Annotated in this window: 17 protein-coding genes; 6 read left to right on the top strand and 11 right to left on the bottom strand. The window is 67.2% G+C overall.

Annotation, left to right across the window (positions count from 1 at the left end):
• Positions 1–312: 312 nt before the first annotated feature.
• Positions 313–2,724, bottom strand: a complete 2,412-nt coding sequence (gene ppsA, locus IFE19_RS05295; RefSeq protein ID WP_207826233.1) for a phosphoenolpyruvate synthase — start codon at positions 2,722–2,724, stop codon at positions 313–315.
• Between the two features lie 417 nt (positions 2,725–3,141).
• Here ppsA and IFE19_RS05290 point away from each other — a divergent pair, with 417 nt between their 5' ends.
• Positions 3,142–3,840 carry an RNA polymerase sigma factor gene (locus tag IFE19_RS05290; RefSeq protein ID WP_076222515.1) on the top strand — a complete coding sequence of 233 codons (699 nt, stop codon included), beginning with the start codon at positions 3,142–3,144 and terminating at the stop codon, positions 3,838–3,840.
• Here the strand turns inward: IFE19_RS05290 and IFE19_RS05285 are convergent.
• From IFE19_RS05285 to IFE19_RS05275, 3 genes are read right to left on the bottom strand one after another with little or no spacing between them, the layout of a single operon-like run.
• Positions 3,798–5,315, bottom strand: a complete 1,518-nt coding sequence (locus IFE19_RS05285; RefSeq protein ID WP_225910418.1) for a thymidine phosphorylase family protein — start codon at positions 5,313–5,315, stop codon at positions 3,798–3,800. The two genes, IFE19_RS05290 and IFE19_RS05285, sit on opposite strands and share 43 nt — an antisense overlap.
• Positions 5,316–5,317: 2 nt before the next feature.
• Positions 5,318–6,676 carry an MBL fold metallo-hydrolase RNA specificity domain-containing protein gene (locus tag IFE19_RS05280; RefSeq protein ID WP_207826229.1) on the bottom strand — a complete coding sequence of 453 codons (1,359 nt, stop codon included), beginning with the start codon at positions 6,674–6,676 and terminating at the stop codon, positions 5,318–5,320.
• A complete protein-coding gene (locus IFE19_RS05275; protein WP_225910417.1) occupies positions 6,673–9,003 on the bottom strand; it encodes a phosphoketolase family protein in 2,331 nt (776 codons plus the stop codon). Before IFE19_RS05275 ends, IFE19_RS05280 begins: the two co-directional genes overlap by 4 nt.
• A gap of 407 nt (positions 9,004–9,410) precedes the next feature.
• Here IFE19_RS05275 and IFE19_RS05270 point away from each other — a divergent pair, with 407 nt between their 5' ends.
• On the top strand, positions 9,411–10,406 hold the full coding sequence (locus IFE19_RS05270) for a ribose-phosphate pyrophosphokinase (protein WP_178828376.1): 996 nt from the start codon (positions 9,411–9,413) through the stop codon (positions 10,404–10,406).
• 68 nt (positions 10,407–10,474) lie between these two features.
• On the opposite strand, the gene IFE19_RS17555 is transcribed toward IFE19_RS05270, so the two are convergent.
• From IFE19_RS17555 to IFE19_RS05255, 3 genes are all read right to left on the bottom strand, one after another.
• Positions 10,475–11,749 carry a copper resistance protein B gene (locus IFE19_RS17555; protein WP_178828378.1) on the bottom strand — a complete coding sequence of 425 codons (1,275 nt, stop codon included), beginning with the start codon at positions 11,747–11,749 and terminating at the stop codon, positions 10,475–10,477.
• Positions 11,746–13,530: a copper resistance system multicopper oxidase gene (locus tag IFE19_RS05260; RefSeq protein WP_178828427.1), complete on the bottom strand. Its 1,785-nt coding sequence runs from the start codon at positions 13,528–13,530 to the stop codon at positions 11,746–11,748. Before IFE19_RS05260 ends, IFE19_RS17555 begins: the two co-directional genes overlap by 4 nt.
• Positions 13,531–13,774: 244 nt before the next feature.
• Positions 13,775–14,221 (bottom strand): DUF305 domain-containing protein, encoded by a 447-nt coding sequence (locus IFE19_RS05255; protein ID WP_207826225.1) that lies wholly within the window; start codon positions 14,219–14,221, stop codon positions 13,775–13,777.
• Between the two features lie 190 nt (positions 14,222–14,411).
• On the opposite strand from IFE19_RS05255, the gene IFE19_RS05250 reads away from it, so the two are divergent.
• The 4 genes from IFE19_RS05250 to IFE19_RS05235 all read left to right on the top strand — a co-directional run bounded on the left by IFE19_RS05250 (position 14,412) and on the right by IFE19_RS05235 (position 19,732).
• On the top strand, positions 14,412–14,603 hold the full coding sequence (locus tag IFE19_RS05250; RefSeq protein WP_225910416.1) for a heavy-metal-associated domain-containing protein: 192 nt from the start codon (positions 14,412–14,414) through the stop codon (positions 14,601–14,603).
• Between the two features lie 2 nt (positions 14,604–14,605).
• Positions 14,606–15,091 (top strand): DUF411 domain-containing protein, encoded by a 486-nt coding sequence (locus IFE19_RS05245; RefSeq protein WP_178828382.1) that lies wholly within the window; start codon positions 14,606–14,608, stop codon positions 15,089–15,091.
• A 731-nt stretch (positions 15,092–15,822) separates the two neighbouring features.
• On the top strand, positions 15,823–18,810 hold the full coding sequence (locus IFE19_RS05240; RefSeq protein ID WP_178828386.1) for a TonB-dependent receptor domain-containing protein: 2,988 nt from the start codon (positions 15,823–15,825) through the stop codon (positions 18,808–18,810).
• Between the two features lie 115 nt (positions 18,811–18,925).
• Positions 18,926–19,732 (top strand): DUF4198 domain-containing protein, encoded by an 807-nt coding sequence (locus IFE19_RS05235; protein ID WP_225910415.1) that lies wholly within the window; start codon positions 18,926–18,928, stop codon positions 19,730–19,732.
• Positions 19,733–20,270: 538 nt separating this feature from the next.
• Here IFE19_RS05235 and IFE19_RS05230 read toward each other — a convergent pair.
• From IFE19_RS05230 to IFE19_RS05215, 4 genes are read right to left on the bottom strand one after another with little or no spacing between them, the layout of a single operon-like run.
• A complete protein-coding gene (locus tag IFE19_RS05230) occupies positions 20,271–20,645 on the bottom strand; it encodes a copper-binding protein (protein ID WP_207826221.1) in 375 nt (124 codons plus the stop codon).
• The gene (locus tag IFE19_RS05225) at positions 20,642–23,791 is read right to left on the bottom strand and encodes an efflux RND transporter permease subunit (RefSeq protein WP_207826219.1); all 3,150 of its coding nucleotides are present in this window, start codon (positions 23,789–23,791) and stop codon (positions 20,642–20,644) included. Before IFE19_RS05225 ends, IFE19_RS05230 begins: the two co-directional genes overlap by 4 nt.
• Positions 23,788–25,074: an efflux RND transporter periplasmic adaptor subunit gene (locus tag IFE19_RS05220; protein ID WP_178828392.1), complete on the bottom strand. Its 1,287-nt coding sequence runs from the start codon at positions 25,072–25,074 to the stop codon at positions 23,788–23,790. Before IFE19_RS05220 ends, IFE19_RS05225 begins: the two co-directional genes overlap by 4 nt.
• Positions 25,071–26,327 (bottom strand): TolC family protein, encoded by a 1,257-nt coding sequence (locus tag IFE19_RS05215; protein ID WP_178828394.1) that lies wholly within the window; start codon positions 26,325–26,327, stop codon positions 25,071–25,073. Before IFE19_RS05215 ends, IFE19_RS05220 begins: the two co-directional genes overlap by 4 nt.
• Between the last annotated feature and the right edge of the window lie 89 nt (positions 26,328–26,416).

Below are 26,416 nucleotides of genomic sequence, written 5' to 3'. Positions count from 1 at the left end.
CGCCATTTTCCAACGGCCTCGCCACTGGCGTCGCAAGAGATACCGGTCGACGGTGAACGGGGGTGCGCCATTGACGCCCCCTTGATGGAAGCCTGAAGCTCGCCCCTCGGACCAGTCCAGAAGGTCGATGACGGCCTCGCCGTCGCGTCGCTAAGGCGCTGGCGCAAGCAGCGATGCGCCCTCCGCGTCCCATGCCTCGACCCCGGGAATCGACAGATCCCTGGCTCAGTCTCGCGCGAAGGACGAGCCGAGGATCAGCCGGCGCGAACGTGCTGGGCTATGGACGTACCCGCCCGCCGTCTCAGCCGGTCGTCAAGGTATGCGGCGGGGAGTCCTGTGTGCGGTCTCCTCAGCCGCCGCTACGGCCGCTTTCACGGCCACGAAGCTGTCTGGATTGACCGAGATCGAGGCAATGCCCCGCTGGACGAGGAACGGGGCGAACTCGGGGTGGTTGCTGGGCGCTTCTCCACAGAGCCCGACCTTCACGCCCGCATCATGCGCCGAGACGATGACCTGATCGATCATCCATTCGACGGCCGGATCCTGCTCGTTGAAGAGCTCCGCGAGCTCACCCGAGTCACGGTCGACGCCCAGCGTCAGCTGGGTGAGATCGTTGCTGCCGATCGAGAAGCCGTCGAACAGTTCGGCGAACTGACGGGCCAGGATGACGTTCGAAGGGATCTCGCACATCACATAGACCTGGAGCCCTTCCTCTCCCCGGACCAAACCGTTCTCGGCCAGCACCTCCAGAACCCGACGCGCCTCATCGACCGTCCGGCAAAACGGGATCATCACGATGACGTTGCGCAGGCCCAGGTCCTCGCGCAGGCGGCGGATCGCCCGGCATTCCAGGGCGAAGCCTTCGCGGTAGCGCGGCGAGTAATAACGAGAGGCGCCGCGGAACCCCAGCATGGGGTTCTCCTCCTTCGGCTCGAAGCCGGCGCCGCCGATCAGATTGCTGTATTCGTTGGTCTTGAAGTCGCTCATGCGGATGATGACCGGCTTCGGGTGGAAGGCCGCGGCGATGCGGGAAAGACCCCGTGAGAGCCGTTCCACGAAATATTCCGTCCGATCGACATAGCCGGCCGTCAGCGCCTCGATAGCGGCCCGCGCCTCCGGATCCTCGACCGCCTCGAAGCGGACGAGCGCCATCGGGTGGATTTTCACATGGTTGCTCACCACGAACTCCATGCGCGCGAGGCCTACCCCATCAGCCGGCAAGCGCCACCAGCGGAAGGCCGCAGCAGGGTTGGCGAGGTTGAGCATGATCTGGGTCGTGGTCTCGGGCGCCGCGCTTGCGTCGAGTTCCCGCGTCTCGAATTGCGCGCGGCCCTCGTAGACGAAGCCCTCGTCGCCCTCAGCACAGGAGACGGTGACCTCCTGCCCCGCCTGGAGGTCCCGAGTGGCCGTCTCCGTCCCGACGATGGCGGGCAGTCCGAGTTCTCGGCTGACGATGGCGGCGTGGGACGTGCGGCCGCCGTGGTCCGTCACAATGGCTGCCGCCCGCTTCATGATCGGCACCCAGTCGGGGTCGGTGGCGGTGGTCACCAGGATCGCCCCGTCAACGAACCGGTCGATGTCGCGGGGGCTGTCGATCCGGCAGACCTGGCCGGCCACCACGGCGTCTCCGATGGCGAGGCCGGTCACCAGCAGGGCGCCCTTGGAGTTGATCCTGAAGCTGCGCAGCGCGCCAGAGCCGAGGCGGGACTGCACGGTTTCGGGCCGCGCCTGGACGATGAAGATCTCGCCGCTCTCGCCGTCCTTCGCCCACTCCATGTCCATCGGGCAGCCGTAGTGGGCCTCGATGGCGACAGCCCAGCGCGACAGCGCGAGCACTTCCGTGTCCGCGAGGACGAAGGCGGAGCGCTCGGCAGGCGTGGTGGGGATATTGCGCGTGGGATGCTCCCCGTCTTGCGCATAGATCATCTTCTGCGCCTTGCCGCCGAGGCGCTTCTCCAGGATCGGAACCGTCCCGGGCTGGTCGAGCAACGGCTTGAAGACCTGGTGTTCGTCGGGGTCGACGGCGCCCTGGACGACGTTCTCGCCCAAGCCCCAGGCGCCGTTGATCAGCACGACCTTGTCGAAGCCAGTCTCCGTGTCGATCGAAAACATCACCCCCGCCCCCGCCAGGTCCGAGCGGACCATCTGCTGAACGCCGATTGAAAGGGCGACCCTCAGATGGTCGAAGCCCTTGGTCTGTCGATAGCTGATGGCGCGATCCGTGAAGAGCGAGGCGTAGCACCGTCGGCACGCCTCCAGCAGCGCGGCCTCGCCGCGGATGTTGAGGAAGCTCTCCTGCTGGCCGGCGAAGCTGGCGTCGGGAAGGTCCTCGGCGGTGGCGCTGGAGCGGACCGCGACATCCGCATCAGGCCTGCCGATGCGAGCGCAAAGATCGCGGTAGGCGGCGCGAATGGCCTCGGCGCTCTCTTCCGGCCACGGCGCCGCCAGGAGGGCCGCGCGGAGCCGCGCGCCAGTGTCGGGAAGCGACGTCTTTCCCATGGTCCAATCGCTGATGGCGGCCGCGATCACGGGGCACGGGCTGCTCGCGTCGAGGAAGCGCCAATAGGCCTCGGCTGTGGTCGCAAAGCCGGGCGGCACGCGCACGCCCCGGCCACCCAGATTGCGGACCATCTCCCCAAGGGAAGCGTTCTTGCCGCCCACCTGGGCGACCGAGGTTCGATCGACGCTCTCGAACCCCAGGATCAGGGGGGCGGGCTTGCTCATGGTGTCAATCTCGACAAGCGGGGCGGCCGCCGATCGACGACGACGCCGCCGCGGGCGGGCAAGATGATTCGATTGACGCGGAAGCCTCTCGCTCCTTACGCCAACGCGACGATGGCTTCGGTAATGCCGCCGAAGACGACGCGTCCTTGAAGTCAATCGGAGAGATCGGCGCGAACCTCCTGGTCCCGAGGCGTCGTTCGTAGCGGGCTCCGACGGAGCGACGTTCCACTTTTCTGTCGCACAACTGCTGGACCGCGACTGATCGAGATCTGGCGATGCAGATGTCTATACGCATCGCGGCGCTCCATCCCTCAACAAAACCGGGATGGAGGGGAATCTTTTTAAATACTTGATTCAGCGCAAATCTTGGCGTTGCCTACCGAATGATCCTCGCTGACTTCACGCAGGGGAACGATCATGAGCTCACAGCGCCTCATCGCCGCATCGTGTCCGGGGACACCGGCCTCAGCCCTCCGGCTGGTCGCCGCCGCGCCGCCGGCGGCTGAAACTCGCCGGCTCGTCGAGCGCCGTCTGCGCGACGATCGCCCTGCGCATTTGCGCTACCTCGTCAAACGACTGCGCTCGCCCGACGACGCCGAGGACGTCCTGCAGGAATTCGCACTCAAGGTGACGCTGGCGGCGGGCCGGCTCACCGACCCGGGCAAGGTGGACGCCTGGCTCGGGATCGCGCTTCGCAACGCCCTGTTCGATCGTTACCGCCGCAACGCTGCCCGGGCCCGGTTGACGGACGCCCTGGACGCCGAGCCCCGATACGATGAGGCGGACGGACCGGACGATGACATCCAACGCCCGCTGCACTGTCTCGAGCGGGCCCTCGCCGATCTCCCGCCGCAGACCGCTAGCCTGCTGCGCAAGGCCGAACTGGAAGAGATTCCGTTGGCGACGATCGCCGCCGAGATGCGACTGACCGCCAACAACGTCGGCGTGCGGGTGCACCGGGGCCGCGCCGCGCTGCGGCGGCGGATGCTGGCGAACTGTCAGAGCTGCCCGGAGCCCTGCGCCCTGTCAGCAGCGGCCACCGCCCGCTCGGCTCTGGCGGGGCCTCTGGAGCTTCAGGCTTCAATCTCGATCAGGTCGGCGTGCGACGCCGCATAGTCGAGGGCGTAATCCAGTTCACCCCGGGTTTCCGCGTGGACGGTGGCCAGAGCATCGCCGGCCGCCACCTCCGCGCCGAGCCGGACGTGCATCTCCAGGCCGGCGGCCTTCTGCTGAGGCGCGCCAGCCAGCTTGGCCAGGGTCGAAATCTGGCGGTTGTTGACCAGGATCACACGTCCTGATCGCGTCGCCCGGATCACGGCGCGCCGCTCGGAAGTCGGAGGAATCCGCATCCCGCCCTGGGCTTCGCATATCCGCTGAAACTTCACCCAGGCGCGACCATCGGCGATCACCGCCTCGGCGGCGCGCGCCCCCTGCCCCGCAGCGGCCTGGCCGGCCAGCTCGAGCGCCGCGCCTGCCAAGAGGCACGCACGGACCCGCAGGTCTCCGGGGGCCCCGGGCCGATTTTGCAGCACGGCCAGGATGTCATGCGCCTCCAGCGCCGGCCCGATGCCGACGCCCACGGGCTGCGCGCCGTCCGTCTGCAGGCATCGTGCGCTTAGCCCGAAATGGCTCGCAACGGTCGTCAGTCGCGTCGCCAGCTTGTCGGCCGCCTCTTGCGATCGCACCTTGGCGGTCGGCCCGACAGGAATATCCATCACCACATGGGTCGCTCCTGCCGCGATCTTCTTGGACAACACCGATGCGATGAGCTGCCCCTCCGTATCAACGTCGAGAACCCGTTCGACGCGGATGAAGATGTCATCCACCGGACTCAGCCTGACCGCCCCGCCCCAGACGACACAGCCGCCTTCCGCCTCGACCACCCGCCGCATGGCGGGCACATCGAGGTCGACCGGGGCCAGGGTCTCCATGGTGTCGGCGGTTCCGGCCGGCGAGGTGATGGCGCGCGACGAGGTCTTTGGCATGACCAGGCCGCTGGCGGCGAGGATGGCCACCACGATCGGCGTGGTCCGGTTGCCCGGCAGGCCGCCGATGCAGTGCTTGTCCATGACGACGTCCGACGGCCAGCTCAGGCGGTCGCCGACGTCCACCATGGCGCGGGTGAGCGCCACGAGCTCGGCGTCGTCGAGCGGAAGCACCGAGGTGGCGGTCAGAAAGGCCGCGAGATGGATGGGCGTGTAGCGTCCAGCCGCCACATCTTGGATGATCCCCTGGATCGCGCTCTTGTCCAGCCGCGATCCATAGATCCGGCGACGAACGCTGGACATGGACTCGATGGCCGGAGCGTGGCGCACCGCGACGGGATCGCCCGGCGCCACCTCCAGAAGTCGCCAGGCCCCTTCAGAGAGCGCCGCCTCGTCGAGGCCGAGGACGTCACCGTCCATCTGGTACAGGGTGGCGTAGACTTCCCGGCCTCCGGCCGAGAGCAGCACCTGGGAGCGGGACGACAGGCCCTCCGAGCGGCAGACGGGGCAGTCACGCCGCATCAGAACGATGGATTCGTGCTGGGCGTGAAGGCCGAAGCGACGCGCCTTCAGGGAGGGAACAGCGGCGTGGGTAGCGTCGGACACGGTCACAGTTCGTGGCGCTCCATCATTTGGGGAATGACGCAGTCCCATCCGAAGCGATCCCGGATGCGAACCCGCAACGCGTCTGAAGCATGCGGTTCGCCGTGAACGATGAAGGTCTTGCGCGGCGGACGCTTCAGTCCCGACAGCCAGCGCAGGATTTCCTCGGCGTCGGCGTGGGCGGAGAGCATCGGCAGGTTCGCGACCTCGGCATTTATAGGCACCCACTGGCCGTGAATCTTCACCTCCTGGGCCCCCATGATCATCGAACGCCCGCGGGTTCCGGCCGCCTGGAAACCCGAAAACAGGATGGTGTTGCGCCGGTCCGGGCCGAACGCCTTGATGTGGTGGAGCACCCGCCCCCCGGTGGCCATCCCGCTCGCCGACAGGATCACCTTGGCCATGGGGCTGGCGGTGATCTCCTTGGACGCCTCCACATCGCGCACATAGGTGGCGACGGCGCAGATGGCGTCGCACACCTCCGCCGGCATGCGGTGGTCTTCCAGGTGCGCGTGCAGAAGGTCGGTGGCGTTGATCGCCATCGGACTGTCCAGGTAGATGGGCGTCAGGCCGATCCGCCCGGCCTGCTTCAGTCGCCAGATGTGGTAAAGGAGCGACTGGGCCCGGCCGACGGCGAAGGCGGGGATAACCACGGTCCCGCCGCGCGCGATGGTTCGTTCTATGACCTCGCCCAGGGCTTCCGTGGGGTCCCGGGGATCATGGCGCCGATCACCATAGGTCGATTCCACGACCACATAGTCGGCCTCCTCCCCCGGCTCGGGATCGACCATGGTGGCGTCGCCATAACGGCCGAGATCACCGGAGAAGAGTATCTTCGTTCCGTTCCAGGTCACCTCGGCGGTAGCCGCCCCGAGGATGTGCCCCGCGCGGCGAAGGGTCAGTCTGGCGCCGCCCGGCAGCTCTACGGACTTATGGAACGGGGTCGAGACGAAGCGCTCCATCGCGCGTCCGGCGTCGTGCACGCCATAGAGCGGCAAGGCCGGCTTGTGCTTGCCGTAACCGTAACGGTTTGTCTGCTCGGCGTCCTTCTCCTGGATATGGCCGCTGTCGCGCAGGATGATCTCCGCCACATCCCGGGTGGCGGCGCTGGCCAGGATGGGCCCGCGGAATCCATCCTTGACCAGTTTCGGCAGGTAGCCGGAGTGGTCCAGGTGGGCGTGGGTCAGGATCACCGCGTCAATGCTCGAGGGCTTGACCGGGAGCGGGGCCCAGTTCTGCTCGCGCAGGGTCTTGAGGCCCTGGAACAGGCCGCAGTCGATCAGGATGCGGCGACCGTCGGCCTCGAGCAGGTGTTTTGATCCGGTGACGGCGCCGGCGCCGCCGAGACTGGTGAGACTGATCACAATGGAGATCCTTCCGGGGGTGAGACTTGCAGGATGCGGGGGTGGGCCTCGCCGTGGACGGCGGCCATCTCCCCTGGCGTCAGCACGCCGCCGGCGTCGCCGAGCAGATCCGCGCAGGCGACCGCGGCGTGGGCCCAGGTGCACCGGTTGGCGAACAGCATGCCGGGCGTGTCCAGGGTTCCCCCGCGACTGAGATAGCCCAGCGCCCGGGTCCGGCGGGGGCCGCCGTCGAGGCGCCGCAACAGCCCGAGCATCGGCTCGGGCCGCGTATGGGTGAGGATGAGGCGCGGCAGGCGCTCGGGGAAGATCTCCTCGAGTTCGGCGGTCGACGCCGTATGCCGCGCCTCGATTTCATCGCGCGGCGCCCGGAACCGTCCGGGCTCCAGCAGGGCCGTGACGCAGGTTCTGCGCCCGGTTCGCTCCAGTCGCGCGGCGGCGGCGATGGCCTCACGGGCCTGATAGGCGCCGATAGCCACGATCTGAATATCGGCCGCAGCGAGATCGCCGTGGATGACCGCGGCGCCACGCGCCCACAGGGCTTCGGCGGCGACGGGGTCGACAAGGCCAGGCACGATCCGCTTCGGAACGACAAGACAGGCGACCTCCCCTCGGCCGCCGTAGACGCCCCTGAGCGCCGCCACGGCGCTGTTGGCGTCGATCGGAAACAGAACCCGGGCGGTGTCGGACATCTCCCCTAGCAGGGATTCGGCCAGGGTGGGGTCCTGGTGGGACTGTTCATTCTTGCCGTTCTCCCAGGTATGGGAAGTGGCCAGGAGCGGCACGCTGAACCATTGCGGCGGCGCGTCGATCTCCCGCTGTCGCCGCGCGAAGATGATCTCCTGGCGCAGGAGACCCAGCATCTTCACGGCGAAGGCCTCATAGCTGACGATCAGGCTGAGGCCGCCCTTGTTGCCCAGGGCCGCGCCTGCCACCGCCTCCTCGTTCAGGGCCGTGATGACCGCGCCGTCCACCGCCTCCGGCAGTCCCCGCTCGGGGCGGTTCACCCGGTGACGCAGCCGTTCGAGGGTCCGTCCCATTCCGTTGCTGCGCAGTTCGTCCGGATTGCCGAGCCGGACCCGCAGCCCCGGATTGGCGTCGATGAACGGCACGAACCATTCGTCGATCGCCTGCATCGGCGACTGCGGTCCGGCCGCCCAGGACGGGACCGGACGGGTCGGATCCGCCGGAGCTCGCCGGGCGGCCGGATGGCCGCTCTCGAGGGGACGGCGCTGCAGGTCGTGGGTCGCCAGAGCGCCGAGCGCGGCCTCGAGCTCCCCCGGGGGCACGAAGAGGGCGGCCGCCGCCGCATTGAAGGCGGCGCGCGCCGCCTCGTCCGTGCGCGGATTCCCCTCCAGCGGCAGATTGTGCGCCCGGTTGGTCCCGGCCCCGGGAAACCCGAAACCCTTGACGGTGCGGGCGATCACATAGGGCAGGCGTGCGGGATAGTGGCGCTCCGGATCGGCGGTGAAACGCTTCAGTCGCTCCTCCGCTTCCAGGATGGCCCATGCCACGGCGGCCGGGTCGCGGCCGTCGATCGGGATCGGATCGAATCCGTTCAGACGCAGATGGCGATCAAGCCAGCACTCGCCGCCGTCCTGGGCGATCTCGGTGCGTTCCTCGATGCGGCGGCCATTGAGGATCATGATGGGGGTGACGAGGCCGCTGTCCTCCGCTCGCCACCAGCGCGGCGACCAATCAGAGCCCCGCTGTTCCTCGAAGGCGCCGTCGCTCAGAAAGGCGACGAGGCCCTCCCCGCGTAGCGGCATGTGGACATATTCGAGTTCGGCGAAGCCGAGGTAGCCGCCCTCGGAGACCGCACCCGCCGTTTCCGGGCCGGAATGACTGCCGAGGGGAACCCCCGGGCGGCCATCGGGGCCGATGGCGTAGCTGTAGAAGTCGGACGCCAGTTGGGACAGGTTGGCCTCGGACCGATCGTATCGACCCTTCTGTCCCGGCGAAACGTCCCCGGTCAGAGCGTTGACCGCCTCCACGGCCGCGACGCAGTGGCCCTGGCCCATGATCCAGGAACGCGTTCCCCCAGACAGCGAATTGGCGAGCAGATAGCCGACGAAGGCGGGCGCCATGTTCAGCGAGCCGCCGGTGTGCCCCTCCGGAGACGACTTGAAGGCCTCGGCCGGCAAGGCGGCGCCCGACAGGTCAACCCGGCGTGCATAGGTCATGTGGGCCACCACCCACATGGCGGCGCTGGCCAGCCGGTCGGCCGCGGCCAGCATGCGATACACCGACTCCTCGTCGGGCCACGCGCCGCGCCGCACGAGGCGCTCGGTCGCCGCGGCCAGTCGCTCGACGGTCTCCGGGCTTCGCACAAACGCTCCGTAGCCGCCCCGCCATGTTTCCGCCCAGCGCATCGAATCCTCGCCTTCCGCAAGCGTTCCGGTCCTGATCCGGTCGCGCGTATGACGCCACTCGCCCGGAAAGCTTACGGCCCGGCCGATGATCGCGTCGGCTTGCCTGCGATCTGCCGGAGCGACATAGTGATTACCCCGCCCAACAAAAACGGATGATGAGATGTGCCTGTCGGCGCGAGCGTCACCTTACCTGATCCGGGCGATCTACCGGAAGTCGGCCGCGATGCGGGCGTCCTGCTGAGGCAGAAGCGAGGGCGTTTCATGCGATCCGCAGCTCCGCTCGGCCGCACCATCCGCGATGGTCGTCTTCCAGGGGGCGAATTCCACAAACGAGCAACAACCTTCGAACGACAGGGAAACACGGCATGCGACTGATAATTCCGCTACCCGGCAACGAAGTATTCGCGCGCCAGCTAGCCGAAGCCGGCGGGTGGGAGATGGGCGAGATCGAGACCCGGCGCTTTCCCGACGGCGAGAGCTATGTCCGCATCCTTTCCGACGTCGCGGACAAGATGGTCTGCCTCGTCTGCACGCTCGCGCGGCCCGATGACGGTTTCCTCCGCCTCGTCTTCGCCGCGGACGCCGCCCGCGCGCTCGGCGCGCGCGAAGTGACGCTGATCGCGCCCTACCTTTCCTATATGCGCCAGGACCGACGCTTCCAGGCTGGCGAGGCCATATCCTCCAAGACATTCGCGCGGCTTGTTTCCTCGACCTTCGATCGCCTCGTGACAGTCGATCCGCACCTGCACAGGTATCCAGCGCTGTCCGCGCTCTACACGATCGCCGCTCAGACGCTGCACGCCGCGCCTCTCCTTGCAGACTGGATCGCCGCAGAGGTCGGTGAGCCCTTGATCATCGGGCCAGACGAGGAGAGCGAGCAGTGGGTGTCTGAGATCGCCAGGCGCATCGGTGCCCCTTATGCGGTGCTGCGCAAGGTTCGGCACGGCGACCGCAACGTCGATGTCGAGGTTCCTGACCTCTCGCAATGGAGGGCCCGATATCCGGTCCTCGTCGACGATATCGCCTCGTCAGGGCACACCCTGATTGAAGCCGCTCGAAAACTGCCGCTTCAGGGCTTCCCGCGACCGGTCTGCGCGGTTGTCCACGGCGTGTTCGCTGAGGATTCCCATGAGCAACTGAAGGGGCTCACCGACCGGATCGTCTCAAGCGATTCCATTCCACACGACAGCAACGCCATAGGGCTTGCGCCGCTGATCGCTGCGGCGATCGCCGCTGAAGGCGCTCAGGAGGGCATCATTCGGCGCCGTCGCCCACCCGAACCCCTTGATGAAGTGGAGCGGGCGGGCGTCGACTCATTTCCGGCCAGCGACCCGCCGCCCTGGACGGGCGGCGTCGACTGACGGTCGTTCATCGGAGGCGGCGTCGCGCCGACGACGATCCTGGAACCGCCGTCGGCTTTTCGGTGCGATCAGAACCAGGCCTTGATCCCGACGACCAGGCGGAAATCTTCGGGATCCTCGCCGCGCGCCTTGGCGTAATCGGCGGTGTCGCCCAGCGACCGGCTCCACTCGACCCCGACGTAGGGCGCGAACTCCTTGCGGATTTCGTAGCGCAGGCGAAGACCCGCCGTGACGGACGTCAGGCCCGAACCGATCTCCAGCTCGGGGATGTCGCTGGCCGAAAGGGCCACTTCGACCGCCGGCTGCAGGATCCACTTCTGGGTGATGCGCTGGTCGTATTCGGCCTCCACGCGGGCGGTCAGATCGCCCTCGGTCGACAGGAAGGCGGCGGCCCCCATCTCGAACCAGTAGGGGGCCACGCCCTGGACGCCGACGGTAAGGTGGGTGGTGTCCTCGCCGTCGGGGCGGAAGTCCTGACGCACGCCCGCCTGAACGTCCCAGAAGGGGGCGACGGCGCGGCTGTAGAGGGCCTGGACCTCGGCCTCGTGCAACCGGCCGCCGAACTCGCCCTCGCCCTCGGTCTTCCACCAGAAGCGGTTGATGTCGCCGCCGGTCCAGCCCTGGGCGTTCCAGCTGTAGGTTTCCTCGCCGTCGCCGAAGCTGGCCTCGATGGAGTCGATCAACACGGCGGTCGAGCGGATGTCGCCGTTCTCGACCAGCAGTTGCTTGCGCGACGCCGCCATGACGACCGGGTCGAACAACAGGTCCGCCGCATGGGCGGGCGCGGCGCGAGCCGCAGCCGGCGGCGGCGTCTCGACCATCCGCCCCCCGACAGCGTCCACGCTGGTCGGGATGTTGGGCGCGCCGCCCGCCATGGCCGACATGTCGTGCCCGGCGTGGGGGTCTGCTGCCGGCGGAACCGCGCTCATGTCGTGGCCCGCATGAGGATCGGAGACGCCGGGCTGAGCCGGAGATGTCTGCATGGCGCTCATGTCGTGACCCGCATGAGGATCGGCAGCGGGCGCCGTGGCCGGAGCCGTCTGCATCCCGCTCATATCATGGCCAGCGTGCGGGTCGGCTGCAGCCGCCGGGGCGGAGCTCATGTCGTGACCCGCATGAGGGTCGGCGGCGGGCGCCTGAGCCGAGGCCGGCGGCGTGGCGCGTCTGGGGGCGGCGGCACGCGGCTTGGGCTTGGACGCAGGAGTCGGGCGAGCTTGCGGCGGACGGGCGGGTGCAGCTTGGGCGCCGTGGCCCGCATGTCCCCCATGGCTCTGGGCGACGGCGGCGCCGGCGGCCAGCATCAGGGGCAGGACCGCGACAGCGGCGAACAGGGCGCGGCTCATCGGGCGGCTCCTTCCAGCGGACGAACCGTGACGACGTTGAACATCCCTGCATGCATGTGCATCAGCAGGTGACAGTGGAAGGCCCAGTCGCCCGGCGCATTGGCGGTCAGGTCGAAGGTGACCTTGCCCCCCGGCGCCACATTGACCGTGTGCTTCAGCGGCTGATAGCCGTCGTGACCGTTGACCAGCTCGAAGAAGTGGCCGTGCAGGTGGATCGGGTGGGCCATCATGGTGTCGTTGACCAGGGTGACGCGGACCCGCTCGTTCAGCTCGAAGCGGATCGGCTCGACCAGCTCCGAGAACTTGCGCCCGTCAAAGCCCCACATGAACCGTTCCATATTGCCGGTCAGATGGATTTCCATCGAACGCGACGGCGCGCGGGTGTCCGTATTCGGCGTCAGCGAGCGCAGGTCGGTATAGACCAGCACCCGGTGATCGACGTCCTGAAGGCCTTGCGGCCGCTCGCCCAGACGGTTGGCGGGCGCGGGCGCGATGGCGTCCACCCCGACGCCGACCGCCATGTCGGCGGGAGCGTTGTTGGGGTCGCGCATGCTCATGGCGCCGTGGTCCATCGGCGCGGCGGCTGCGGCCCCGGCGGCAGCGCCCCCCGCGGCTCCGTGCGCCGAATGATCCATCCCGGCCATCGAGCCGTGATCCATGCCCCCCATGCCCATATCGGCCATGGTCAGGTTCGGCACCTTGCGCAGCGGCGGCACCTCGGCCGTCATGCCCAGACGCGGGGCCAGGGTCGCACGGCCCATGCCCGAACGGTCGATGGCTTCGGACACGATGGTGTAGGCCCGGTCCTCGGTCGGGCGAACGATGACGTCATAGGTCTCGGCGACCGAGATCTGGAATTCGTCCACCTCGACCGGGCGGACGTGCTCGCCGTCGGCCTGCACCACGGTCATGGCCAGACCCGGAATGCGGACGTTGAAGATCGACATGGCCGAGGCGTTGATGACGCGCAGGCGCACCCGCTCGCCGGGCCGGAACAGGCCGGTCCAGTTCTCTTCGGGTCCGTGGCCGTTGACCAGATAGGTATAGGTCGTGCCGTTGACGTCGAGGATGTCGCGCGGGTCCATGCGCATCCCGCCCCACATCCGGCGCTCGGCCAGACTCATGCCGTCCGATCCGTCCAGCAGGCCCGCCAGGGTGGTCTTCTGCATGTTGAAGTAGCCGGGGCTCTTCTTCAGCTTGGCCAGGATTTCGTGCGGATGCATGAAGCTCCAGTCCGACAGGACCAGAACATGCTCGCGGTCATAGCCGACCGGATCGACGCCCGCCGGGTCGATGACGATGGGGCCGTAGTGGCCCATGGCCTCCTGCAGGCCCGAATGGCTGTGATACCAGTATGTGCCCGACTGCTTCAGCGGGAACTCATAGACAAAGGTCTCGCGCGGCTTGATGCCGGGGAAGCTGACGCCCGGCACGCCGTCCATCTGGAAGGGCAGCAACAGGCCGTGCCAGTGGATCGAGGTGTCCTCGTCCAGGGTATTGGTCACCGACAGGCGCACGTTCTGGCCCTCACGCATCCGCAGCAGGGGCGCAGGCAGCAGGCCGTTGATCATGAAGGCGTGGCCCGTGCGCCCGCCGACGGTGAAGCTGGCGTCTCCAACGGTCAGGTCGATGTTGGGTCCCGTCAGCGTCGGCAGATCGGCGCGCAGTCCCGGGGAACCCGTCTGGGCCCAGGCCGGCATCAGGCCGGAGAGGCCCAGTAGTCCGCCGCTAACGGCTGCGCCCCGCAACAGGGACCTGCGATCGAGAGCCATGCTCGACATATGATGGATCATCCTTCCTTGAACGCACTTCACGACCGACGACTTCGGCGTGAGCTTCACAGGGTATTACGCACCCGCACGCTCCATCCCTTGCGACAGGTCGCCACACAAGCGCTTGCGAAGTTCGCTTCAGAAGAATTCAAGGGGGTCATATGTGGAGACGCCGGAGCACCCAGGCCCCAAACCCTTGCGGCGGCCCGCGTCAGGAGCGTTGCTGTCCCTTCTCGACGACGAACGCAGCCGCCTAGAGGCGCTTCAGGATCGCCTGCATCTGAGCGATCTCATCGTCCTGGGCCCGGATGATCCGATCGCACAGGGCGATAATCTCCGGATCGCGGATCGAGGCCTGCTCGCACATCAGAATCGCGCCGGAATGATGCGGGATCATGGACCGGAGGAACTCCTTGTCGCCCACCCCCGCCTGGGTCCGCATGCCGACAAAGGCGAGGACGAACGCCGCCGCGGCGCCGCCGACGATCGCCAGATTCAGCTTTCGCGAGGGGTACATGGACCGCATGAACCAGAGCATGAGGATCGCCATGGGGGTGACCATCATGAGCGTCATGTAGACGTTGTTGAGGTTGAGGTAGAAATGATCCAGCGTGGCGATCATTGTATACATGACGAGATACATGACGATGAAATCGAGAACCAGCTCGATCCCGAACGACCGGTATTGACCCTTGTTCACGTCGCGTCTCCTACGTCCAGATTCGATTTCCCTGCACACGCAGCGCGTCAGGTCCCCCAGCTAACCCATACTAAAAATCATGGTTCCAGCCGTTGACCTTCCCATAAGGGTAAGGATTAGAACCGGCAGGCGTTCATTTTTGAAAGGTTCGCCCATGTCCGCCCATGTTCCCGGGACTTCCGATCTACAGGTGCTCCACATTCCCAAGATGCGCTGCGGCGGCTGCGCCGCCGGCGTCGAGAAGGCCATCCACGCCGTGGACGCCTCCGCCGCCGTCAAGGCCGACATCGAGGCCCGCCGCGTCGAGGTGACGACTGCCGCCGACCGTCAAACCCTGCTGACCGCGCTGGACGCCGCCGGCTATCCGGCCGAGGCCGCCTGACCATGAACAAGCTCAAGCTTTCCGCCCTCGCCGCCGGCGTCGCCATCCTCGGCGGCGCGGGCTTCCTGCTGAACGGCCTGCCGACCGTGGCCCATGCCTCGGACATGACCGTCTACAAGAGCGATTCCTGCGGCTGCTGCGGCGGCTGGGTCGAGCATATGCGCAAGGCCGGCTATACGATCCGCGTCGTCCCCACTGACGACCTGGCGCCGGTGAAAGCCCGCCTGGGCGTGCCGGAAGCCCTCTGGAGCTGCCATACGGCCGTCGTCGACGGCAAGGTGATCGAGGGCCACGTCCCCGCCGCCGCCGTCAACGCCTTCCTGAAATCGCCCGGTGCCTCGCGCGGCATCGGCGTCGGCGGCATGCCGACCGGCTCGCCCGGCATGGAAGCCCCCGGCTACGCCCCCGAACGCTATGACGTCATGCGCTTCGACGCGGGCCAGCCCGCCCGCTTCATGACCTTCGAAGGCGCGACGCCCGTCCGCTAGCCCCCCTGCTCCGCTATGACAGATGGCCCCGCCGGCTAGCCGGCGGGGCCTTTTCGTATCTCCCATCGCGGACCAGACCATCGCCTGCGGCGCCCTCTCCAGGGGGAGCCTTTAGGGTTAGATGCAATTGAGCCATCGACCTCGACCAGGTGAAAGACGCGCTTGATCGCCCGCTCAACCGGAATGTCCGGCCTACTCAGGCCGGATCGCAGTCACTTCGGGTTCGCGACCGCGCACAGTCCCATCAAACTGGATGCCCTCGCCGACCTCGCGGATTTCGCCTTCGCCCGGCATCGTTTCGGTTGGTCGCGTGTAGCCAGAACGCGCCATAGGTAGATCTTCGTGGTCGGCGACGACCAGTAGGACGAAGCCCGAGCAGTAACAGCCGTCCAGGTCGTGGCCCCAGTCGCTTCGCGCATATGACCCGTAAAGAAGGACCTTGAGGATTCTACCCTTCTCCAGGGCTCTGCGCGGCATGTTGAAATCGCATCGTCGAACGTCTCCCGGATCACCTCGACCAGCACCTCCAGCAAGCATTCGGGCCGGAAACCGTCACGCGAAAGGGCGCGGCCACTTGCGTTCCAGCACTCGAGGGAACCACGGCTTTCGCACGGGCAGATCTCGCGCGGCCTGTAAAAAAATCGTGTCGGCGCCGAGGGGGGAGCTCGCCGCGCTGCGTAAGTCGAAATAGGGGGCCGCATTTCGGCCAAAAAATTAGCGGGAAAAAGCCTTTGGCCAACATCTCTTTCAGAAGCCAGCTCGTCACGTCTTCAGTCCTTTCGGGCCTGGTGATCGCCGCCGCCACATTGCCGGCCTTGCCTGCCGCCGCCCAGATCCAAACTCCGGCCGCTCCTCAATCGTCAGACGCTGCCGTTGAAATAGACACAATCGTCGTCACCGGCTCTCGTATCGCGCGCCAAGACTACAGCGCCAACAGCCCGATCGTGACCATGACCCAGGAAGACTTTAAGGCGACGGGGTCGGTCAATATCGAAAGTCTGATCAACGATCTTCCGCAGTTCACCGCTCTGGGCAACGCCGCGTCGAACAGTCCGAACCTGGCCGGCCAGGCGAACGTCCAGCTCCGCGGACTGGGCTCGACCCGCACCTTGGTGCTGCTGAATGGCCGCCGCATAGTTCCGTCCAACGCTTCGTCCGTCGTCGATCTCAATCTGCTGCCGACGCCGCTCATCTCCAGTATCGAGACGATTACTGGCGGCGCCTCTTCGACCTATGGATCGGACGCCGTCGGCGGCGTGCTCAACTTCCTGCTCGATGGAAACTTCGAAGGCCTGCAGTTCGACGCCCAGTATGGATCCTCGGACCGGGGCGACGCCTCGACCGAAGCGGTCAGCCTGACCCTGGGCGGCGACATCGCCGATGGCCGCGGACATGCGGTGTTGTCGGCCAGCTATTCAAACCGCGCCTCCGTCCTCAACGCCAGTCGCGCCTTTTCGCTGATCGGGGGCTTTGCCGGCACGTCGCCCTTAGGCTCGACCGTGTTCGACGCCACCAACCTGCCGACGGCCGCCGCTGTCAACGCCGCCGTCCCCGGCGCCGCCCGGGGCGACACTTTCGGCTTCAACAACAATGGGACCCTGTTCACCTATCGGGGCGCGCGCGACTACGTCAGCCCAGGCGGCGTCGATTACGAAGGCTTCCGCACGCCCGGTCCGCTCCAGCAGACGGACTTCGCCTACAGCACCGTCGACCGCAATTACATGATCATCCCGCAGAAGCGGTACAATGTGTATGCGGCGGCGGACTACGAGATCAACTCTGCGGTGGAGCTATACGCCGACTTCCTGTTCTCCCAGTACGAAGCCGGCAATCAGTTGGCCTCCAACCCGGCCACCGGACCGACCACCGGGTTCCGCATTCCATCGACCAACCCGTTCATTCCCGCCGAGCTGCGCAGCGTCCTGGACTCCCGCCCGAACCCGGCCGGAAGCTTCCGCCTCGACAAGCGCTTCAACGAACTCGGCCCGCGACGCCAGTCCGAGGACTACAACGTCTATCAGATCAACACGGGCATACGCGGTGACCTCGTCGGCCTCCGCGACTGGACCTACGACGCCTATGTTTCCTATGGCCGAGTGAACAACGGCACCGTCTACACCGGCTACCTCGCTCGCTCGGCGCTGCAGCGGCTCCTGGACGCCCCCGACGGCGGGGCGTCGATCTGCGCCGGCGGTTTCAATCCCTTCGGCGTCAACCCAATGAGCGCGGCCTGCATCGCCTATGTCGGCCGGGTGGCCAAAAATGTGACCACGAACGACCAGAGCGTCGCTGAACTGAACCTGCAAGGCGGCCTGTTCACCCTGCCCGCCGGCGAGGTCCGCGCGGCCGTCGGCGCAGCCTACCGCGAGCAGAACTACAACTTTTCGCCCGATAACCTGCTGCTCAGCACATTCACCCTCAACGGCGTCACCGGGCCTGAGCTGGCCGGCAACTCCGGCCAGCCGCTATCGGGGTCGGATCAAGTGTCGGAGCTCTACGGCGAGGTCCTGATCCCGTTGCTTAGCAATCTGCCGTTTGTGCGCAGTCTGGAGACAAATCTCGGCTACCGCGTCTCGGACTACGAAACGATCGGAAGGGTCGGATCCTACAAGGCCGATCTCAGCTGGGAAGCGCTCAACGGGCTACGCTTCCGCGGCGGCGTTCAGCGCGCGGTCCGCGCGCCCTCTATCGGCGAGCTGTTCGCAGCGCAGAATCTGAGCTTCCCGTCGATCGGGGTGCCGGTTTCCTCGACCGGCGCGCGCCAGTTCTCCGGGGATCCCTGCGATATTCGCGGCGCGTATCGCACGCCGGGCGCGGCAAACGCCAATGCGGTGCGAACCCTGTGCCTGGCGCAGAATGTCCCGACTCAGGTGATCGATTCCTACACCTTCTCCAACTCTCAGGTCTCTGGGGTCACCGGGGGCAACCCGATGCTGGAGGAGGAGACCGCAGATTCCTTCACCGTGGGCGCCACCTGGCAGTCGCCGTTTGCGGCCCCGTGGCTCAGCCGGGTGTCCGGATCTATCGACTACTACGATATCACGATCGAGAAGGTGGTCGGCACGGTATCGACGACTGAACAACTGCGTCGCTGCTACAATCAGGACGGCGCGTCCAATCCGACCTACGATCCGAACAACATCTTCTGCCGCATGTTCAGCCGAGATCCGAACTCGGGACAGATCACCAATACCTTCGAGACCAACGCCAACCTCGGCACGCTGGAGACCAAGGGCATCGACTTCCAAGTCGATTGGCGAATCGACCTGGTCGATCTCGGCGCGCCGGATTGGGGAAGCCTGGCCCTGAACGTCACCGGCACGAAGCTCCTGAAATGGGAGCGGCAGGACATTCCGGGCGGCGCCTTCACGGATCGCAAAGGCACGATCTCAAACAGCTTCGGCCTGACCCTACCCGAGTGGAAGGTCCTTTCCACGCTGAACTGGAGTCAGGACCCGTGGAACGTCGGCCTGCGGTGGCGCTACCAAGGATCAGTCGAGAATTTCAACAACCGAAGCCAGGTTGTCGACGCCATCCACTACATCGACCTCAATGCCGGTTTCAAAGTGAACGAGGTCGTCTCGCTGCGGGCTGGCGTCAACAATCTGACAGACGAACAACCACCGGTCTATGCACCCGCGATCGCCGCCAACACCGATCCCTCGAGCTACGACCTGATCGGTCGCCGATATTACCTCGGACTGACCGCGCGCTTCTAGGTCCGCTGAAGGCGCCCCCTCGCCGCTGCAAGGCTAAGGGGGCGCCAGGACACTCAAACGATATCGGCCGGCGCAGACACCGGCGAAACAACAGATCAAGAGAAGAATACACGACATGAGAACGAATCTGATGGTGGCTATGGTCTCGGGCCTGAGCCTGTTCGCCGGGGCGGCCGCCGCCCACGACTTCTTCCTGGCGCCGGAGCGTTTCGTCGGGCCGATGGGACACCCGCTCATTGTCCACGCAACCTCGTCGTCGGACTTCCCTGCCCTCAACGTGGGTTCGCCCCGCAGCCGCGTCGCCGAGGTCCGGGCGGTGGTCGATGGTCGTCCGGCGGCCGTAACCGTCGGGGCCCAAGCCAAGTCCCTGCGCCTGGCGGTGTCCAGTGACGCCCAGGGGATGGCGACCGTGACGCTTCTGACGATCTGGGGCGAATCCACCTGGCGGCCTGACCAGGTCGACACCTATCTGGAGGAGCACCCCTTCAAGGCCGAGGATGTAGCGACAGTGCGCCGACTGCTGCCTGAAGGCGCGCCGCTTGAAGTGAGATCGCGCCGGCTGGCCAAGACGCTCGTCTGCTTCCAGACCTGCACCCCGACGGCGGGGGGAGCGACGGGGCTAGAGGTCGAGTTTCTCCCCGAGTTCGTGGCTGGCCAGAATAGTCCTGCGACCTTCCAACTGGTCAGAAATGGGCATCCAATACCGGCGCAACCCGTCACGATCAGGTTTGGACAGGACGAAAGGCGCGCGGTTCAAACCGACGCAGAGGGCCGGCTACGGATTCCGGACGGCGTAACCGGTCCTGTCATGTTGGTCGCCGCGACGCTGGATGCACCGACGGAGAGGGGTGGACGCTTCGTCACCAACAACGCGTCTTTGACCTTCGAGGCTGCAGTGGGTCGTGACGAAAGCGGCCGTTGACCCTGCGCCTTCAAAAGGGCCGAGCGCGAGTCAAAGATGGCGAAAACTGAAACCGTCCCGCGCCAAATATCTCGGCGCGAGCGACCTGCGTGTTTCGAAGCCGAGTGTCCGATACAGTAGGGGAAGGTGAAAACGACGTGCGATCGTGTCGTCACGAGTAGGTCCAGCATCATTGCTCCCTGCCTATGGGCTCGTTTCATGACGCCGAAACTCAAGCTCCTTTCGCAACTATGTGGTTCCGCGAAAAGGCCGCGCGCCCCCAGAGGGCGCGCGGCGAGTTTTCAGCCTTTTCGGCTCCTGTTCGGCGCCTCGCGCGGCATGGAGGCGCCCGGCTACGCCCCCGAACCTACGGCGTCATGCGCTTCGGCAGCGGCGCCCCCGCCCCTTTCATGACCTTCGAAGGCGCGAACCCGGTTCGTCGCTAACAAGGCAAAGGCCCCGCCGATTGTGCGGCGGAGCCTCTCTTTATGCCTGGTCGGGACGCAGAACGGCCTCGACATCGGCCTGCGCCGATCCCCGCCTCGTCGGGATGATCGGCCTATTCGGGCCGGATCGCGGTCACTTCGGATTCGCGACCGCGCACGGTCACGTCGAACTGGACGCGCTCGCCGACCTTGGCCTTCTCCATCACGGCCGGGGCCGCCTTGAAGCTCATGGTCATGGCGGGCCAGTCGACGCCCGGGATCGGACCGTGATCGATCGTGACCGAGCCCGTCGTCGCATCGACCTTGGTGATCACGCCCGTTCCGACGCCCGACTTGACGGTTTCGGCCGGCGCCATGGGCGTGGCGGCCATGTCGCCGGCGGTCGCCGGAGCGGCGGCCGGCACCTCGACCGGCGCGGGTTCCGTTTTCTGGTTGCAGGCTGCGAGGCTGACGGCCAGGCCGGCCGAGAGAATGAGGGCGTGTTTCATTTGGGTTCTCCAGGGTTGAACGTGGGGGATGGAAGCTTTCGACGGCGAAGCAGGAGGTATCCGGCCGGGATCACCAGCATGGACAGCAGGGGCGCGGTCAGCATGCCGCCGATGACCGGCGCGGCGATGCGGCTCATGATTTCCGATCCGGCGCCGTGACCGATCAGGATCGGCAACAGGCCGGCGATGATGACGGCGACCGTCATGGCCTTGGGTCTCACCCGAAGCAAGGCTCCCTCCCGGACCGCCGCCTCCACCTGATTGCGATCGGGGCTCGGCCCCCGATCCCTCAGCGCCTGCTTGAGGTAGATCAGCATGACCACGCCGAACTCGGCAGAAAGGCCGGCCAGGGCGATGAAGCCGACGCCGGTCGCCACCGACTGGTGATAGCCCAGCAGGTAGAGCATCCAGATTCCGCCGGTCAGGGCGAAGGGCAAGGAGGCCATGATCAGCAGCGCCTCGTCGAAACGACCGAAGGTCAGATACAGCAGGATGAAGATGATCACGAGCGTGGCAGGGGCCACGATCTTGAGGCGGTTCGCCGCCCGCTCCAGATATTCGTACTGTCCCGAATAGGCGATTGTGACACCCGGGTTCAGACGCACGTCCCGGGCCACAGCTCTTTTCAGATCGGCGACGACGGAGGCCAGGTCGCGCCCCCGCACATCGACATAGACCCAGGTCGAGGGGCGGCCGTTCTCGGACTTCAGCATGGGCGGTCCGTCGGCGATCTCGAGTTTCGCCACTGTGCCCAGGGTGATCTGCTGGCCTGACGGCGTCAGGATCGGCAGCGCTCTCAGTTGCTCGAGATCGTCGCGCAGTTCGCGCGGGTAGCGCACATTGATCGGATAGCGGGCCAGGCCTTCGACCGTCTGGCCGATCGTCTCGCCGCCGATGGCGCCGGACACGATCGACTGAACGTCGGCGATGTTCAGCCCGTATCGGCCCGCCGCCTGCCGATCGATGTCGACATCGACATAGCGCCCGCCGGTCAGACGCTCGGCCAGGGCCGAAGTCACCCCCGGCACGGTCTGGGCGACCTTCGCCACCTCGCCGCCGATACGGTCGATCTCGGCAAGGTCGGCCCCGGAGACCTTGACCCCGATCGGGCTCTTGATCCCGGTCGCCAGCATGTCGATGCGGTTGCGGATCGGAGACACCCAGAGATTGGCCAGGCCCGGCGCCCGCACCACGCGGTCCAGCTCCTCGACCAGTTTCTCCGGCGTCATGCCCGGCCGCCACTGATCGCGCGGCTTGAACTGGATCGTGGTCTCGAACATCTCCAGCGGCGCAGCATCAGTCGCCGTCTCGGCCCGCCCCGCCTTGCCGAACACGGTCGCGACCTCGGGCACGGAACGGATCATCCGGTCCGTCTGCTGCAAAAGTTCGGCGGCCTTGGCGGTCGACAGGCCCGGCAGGGCCGAGGGCATATACAGCAGGTCGCCCTCGTCCATGGGGGGCATGAACTCCCCGCCCAGCTGGCTCAGGGGCCAGGCGGTGGTGGCGAAGGCCAGGGCCGCGATGGCCAGGGTGGTCCTCGGCCGCTTCAGAACCCAGTCCAGCGGATGACGATAGGCGCGCGTCAGTCCGCGATTGATCGGATTGCTCTGCTCGGCGGGTATTCGCCCCCGGATCAGATAGCCCATCAGCACGGGAACCAGGGTGATCGACAGAATGGCGGCCGCCGCCATGGCGTAGCTCTTGGTGAAGGCCAGCGGCGCGAACAGCCGCCCCTCCTGCGCCTGCAGCGTAAAGACCGGCACGAAGGACAGGGTGATGATCACGAGGCTGAGGAACAGCGCCGGGCCGACCTCGGCCGCCGCCTCGGTGATGACGGTCCAGCGCGTCTCTCCGGCCAGCTTCTCGCCAGGATGATCCTGCTCCCATCGTTCGATATGTTTGTGGGCGTTCTCGATCATGACGATCGCCCCATCGACCATGGCCCCGATGGCGATGGCGATCCCGCCCAGCGACATGATGTTGGCGTTCACCCCCTGGGCATGCATCAGCAGAAAGGCCGCCAGCACCCCCAGCGGCAGGGTCAGGATGGCGACGAGCGCTGAACGCGCGTGCCACAGGAACAGGCCGCAGACGAGCGCGACGATGATGAACTCCTCGATCAGCTTGTGGCTGAGGTTGGAAACGGCGCGGTCGATCAGTTGCGACCGGTCGTAGGTCGTGACGACCTCCACGCCCGGAGGCAGGCCGGCCTTCAGGGTGTGGAGCTTGTCGCGCACGGCCTTGATGGTCGCCCGCGCGTTCTCGCCCGAGCGCAGCACCACCACCCCGCCGGCCACCTCGCCCTCGCCGTTCAGTTCGGCGATGCTACGCCGCATCTCCGGGCCGATCTGGATGGTCGCCACGTCGCCCAAGGTCACGGGCGCGCCGCCGGCCGCGGTGCGGATCGGTATGGCGCGGAAGTCGTCCAGATTGGTCAGATAGCCGTTGGCCCGGACCATATATTCGGCCTCGGCCAACTCCAGCACCGAGCCGCCCGTCTCTCCATTGGCGCGCTGGACGGCCTCGACCGCCTGCTGGTGCATGACGCCGTAAGCGGCCAGTTTGATCGGGTCCAGGACGACCTGATACTGCCGCACCATGCCGCCGATGGCCGCGACCTCGGCCACCCCCGGCACGGTCTTGAGCTCATAGCGCAGGAACCAGTCCTGCAGGCTGCGAAGCTGCGCCAGGTCGTGACGCCCGCTCCGGTCGACCAGGGCGTATTCATAGATCCAGCCCACGCCCGTGGCGTCGGGGCCGAGCGCGGGGCGGGCGCTGTCGGGAAGTCTGGACTGGACCTGGCTGAGGTATTCCAGCACCCGCGACCGGGCCCAGTAAAGGTCGGTGCCGTCCTCGAACAGGACATAGACATAGCTGTCGCCGAAGAAGGAATAGCCGCGCACGGTCCTGGCGCCCGGCACCGACAGCATGGTGGTCGCCAGGGGATAGGTGACCTGGTTCTCGACGATCTGCGGAGCCTGGCCGGGGTAGCTGGTGCGGATGATGACCTGGACGTCCGACAGGTCCGGCAAGGCGTCGACCGAGGTGTTCCTGACCGCCCAGAGCCCCGCGACCAGCAGGGCCAGCGCCGCCATCAGGACGAAGACCCGCCCCTTGACCGAGGCTCTGATGACGCCCGCGATCATCGGCCCGGCTCCATCTTCGCCGTCCCATTTGCCGGGAGCGCGGCGCCGTCGATGGGCCGCGCCTCCACGCCCGACAGGCTGGCCTCGGAATCGATCAGGAACTGGCCGGAGGCGATGACCCGCTCTCCGACGCTCAGACCCGCCAGGATTTCCGTCTGGCCGCCGCCCTCTCGCCCGACCCGGACCTGGGCCGGCTGATAGCGCCCCTCGGGCAAGGCCAGCATGACAATGTCGCGCTGACCGGTGCGAATGACCGCCTCGGTCGGCACCAGAAGCGCAGGCGTGGTCGCCCCGCCGAAAACCACCCGGCCGAACATGCCCGGCCGCAGACGCCCGCCCCGGTTCGCCAATTCGATACGGCCCGTAAGGGTGCGGCTGTCGCCCGACACCTCCGGCAGCAGGGCGGTCAGGCGACCGGTGAAGCGTTCGGACGGGAAGGCCGACAGGGTCGCCTCCACGGACTGTCCGACCCGCAGCTGTCCGGCGAGGGCTTCGGGGATGGCGGCGTTGAGCCAGACGGTCGACAGGCCGCTGACCTCGGCCAGGGAGGCGCCTTGCGTCACGCTCATGCCGGGCCGGACCGCCAGGGTGCGGATCGCCCCTGCGACGGGGCTGGCGATGGTGATCGTGTCGCGCGGCCGCCCGCTGCGTTCGACCGAGGCGATCAGGCCGTCGGACATCCCCATCAGGACCAGCCGGCGCCGCGCGGCCTGGATCAGGGCGGCGTCGCCGGTGCGCCGCACCGCCAGATATTCCGTCTGCGCCCCGCCCCAACTGGGGACCAGCAGATCGACCAGGGGCGCGCCCGCAGCGACCACATCGCCGGGCGCGCGATCATAGACCCGCTGTACGAAGCCGTCGGCTCGCGACTGCACGATCGCCACATCCCGCTGATTGTAGTCGATCACGGCCGTGGCGTTCAGGTCGCCGCCCAGGGTTCCCATCCGCGCCGTCGCGAACCGAACCCCCAGGTTCTGGGTCAAGGCCGGATCGATACGCACGCCGCTGGACGCTGCGCCAGCCCCGCCCTCGTCGGCGTACTTGGCGACCAGGGGCATGTCCATGAAGGGCGACGGGCCCGGCTTGTCGAACTTTCGATCCGGATACATCGGGTCATAGTAGTAGAGGACCTTGCGGCCTCCTGCCTCGTCTGCGGCAGGAGCCCCCTCGCCGCCGGGGCCGCTGGATCGCTGACCGATCACCACGCCGGTCCCGACGCCGATCCCCACCAGCACCAGAGCGCCCAGGGCGACGCCGAGACGATTATAGCTGAACCCGCTCATCGGCCGCTCCCATAGGTCAGGGTGATTTCGGCGGCGTGGCGCATCACCGCCGCCTCCTTGTCCAGCGCGTCCAGCCGGGCGTTGGCCACGGCGGTGAAGGCCTGGACGATTTCGGAGATCCCGATCCGACCCGCGGCATAGGCGGCGGTCTCCAGGTCGGACTGTTGCATGACGGCCGGCAGGACGATGTCGCGCGCCCGGGTCCACTGATCGTGGTCCATGGCGTGTTGGGCCAGATCGCGCTGCAGGTCCGCCTCCAGTTGGCGGCGCGTCCCCTCACGTTCGGCGCTGACCCGCCGCGCGTCGGCGGACCGCGCTGCGATCAAAGGCTCCTGACGTTGTCGCTGAAACAGCGGCAGGCGCACGCTGGCGCCCACCGAGACCATGTCGCCGAACGCGGGGTCGCGGCGCTGATAGCTGGCCTCGACCGACCAGTCCGGACGCCGTCCGGCCCGGGCCAGGTCGAGTTCGGCCTTAGCCCGCCGGTCTTCGGCCTCGTAAGCCTTCAGCATGGGCAGGTCCTCGAGGCCCATGCGCAAGGCCGACGGGTCCGGCGCATCTGACGGCGGCGCGCCGTCCGTTGTGGGGGCCGGATCGCCGGTCCAGCGGGTCAATGCGGCGCGCGCGGCCTCCCTCTCGGCGACCAGCCGGCTGCGCCGATCGTCCAACGCCGCCTTCAACTGGATCGGCGCCAGGGCCATGGCCGGACGATCCGCCCCCGACGCCACCCCGGACGGCGCGGCGTCCCAAAGCGGTTGAAGCGTCGCCAGGACCTCGTCCACGGCGGCCAGCTTGCGACCCGAATAATAGAGATCGATCCAGGCCAGGCCCGCCGCGATCCGCACCTCGCGCAGCGCCGTGGCGTTGTCGGCCACCGCCACGCCGATGGCGGCCTCGGCCAGGCCGCGCTCGGCGCGACGGCGCGCCCGGCTGGGCAGCTCCTGCTCGACGCCGACCCGCAGGGCGGTGAAGTCGTCTTCACCGAACCGCCCGGCCATGGGCCCGGTCACGGGAAAGCCGTCCAGTCCGAATTTGAGGCTTGGATCGGGCAGCCGCCCGGCCGCGACCACGGCCGCACGGGCTGCATCGACGCCAAGGGCGCTGGCGCGCAGATCAGGCGCGTCCGACGCCGCGCGGGCCATGGCGGCCTCGAACGTCAGGGGCTCGGCCCGGGCCGCCGCAGCCCCTGACAGGCTGGCGGCGGCGAGCGCAAGCACGGTCGCCCTGGCCGCCGGTTTGAAACGGGGGAGCATGAAATCTTCCTTCGGAACAGCAGGCGTCGGCCGTGAACGGCGCGACGCAGGGGGCATGGCTTTCCATGGGCGTGACAGGACCCGCCGTG

This window comes from Brevundimonas pondensis (assembly GCF_017487345.1).
In the GTDB taxonomy this organism is placed as follows: domain Bacteria; phylum Pseudomonadota; class Alphaproteobacteria; order Caulobacterales; family Caulobacteraceae; genus Brevundimonas; species Brevundimonas pondensis.
This window is presented reverse-complemented; position numbering and strand designations above follow the sequence as displayed.

Excerpts from the sequence above, each read along its gene's own strand:
- ppsA (WP_207826233.1), bottom strand. The coding sequence starts at position 2,724 with ATGAGCAAGCCCGCCCCCCTGATCCTGGGGTTCGAGAGCGTCGATCGA.
- IFE19_RS05290 (WP_076222515.1), top strand. The coding sequence starts at position 3,142 with ATGAGCTCACAGCGCCTCATCGCCGCATCGTGTCCGGGGACACCGGCC.
- IFE19_RS05270 (WP_178828376.1), top strand. The coding sequence starts at position 9,411 with ATGCGACTGATAATTCCGCTACCCGGCAACGAAGTATTCGCGCGCCAG.
- IFE19_RS17555 (WP_178828378.1), bottom strand. The coding sequence starts at position 11,749 with ATGAGCCGCGCCCTGTTCGCCGCTGTCGCGGTCCTGCCCCTGATGCTG.
- IFE19_RS05260 (WP_178828427.1), bottom strand. The coding sequence starts at position 13,530 with ATGTCGAGCATGGCTCTCGATCGCAGGTCCCTGTTGCGGGGCGCAGCC.
- IFE19_RS05245 (WP_178828382.1), top strand. The coding sequence starts at position 14,606 with ATGAACAAGCTCAAGCTTTCCGCCCTCGCCGCCGGCGTCGCCATCCTC.
- IFE19_RS05235 (WP_225910415.1), top strand. The coding sequence starts at position 18,926 with ATGAGAACGAATCTGATGGTGGCTATGGTCTCGGGCCTGAGCCTGTTC.
- IFE19_RS05230 (WP_207826221.1), bottom strand. The coding sequence starts at position 20,645 with ATGAAACACGCCCTCATTCTCTCGGCCGGCCTGGCCGTCAGCCTCGCA.
- IFE19_RS05225 (WP_207826219.1), bottom strand. The coding sequence starts at position 23,791 with ATGATCGCGGGCGTCATCAGAGCCTCGGTCAAGGGGCGGGTCTTCGTC.
- IFE19_RS05220 (WP_178828392.1), bottom strand. The coding sequence starts at position 25,074 with ATGAGCGGGTTCAGCTATAATCGTCTCGGCGTCGCCCTGGGCGCTCTG.
- IFE19_RS05215 (WP_178828394.1), bottom strand. The coding sequence starts at position 26,327 with ATGCTCCCCCGTTTCAAACCGGCGGCCAGGGCGACCGTGCTTGCGCTC.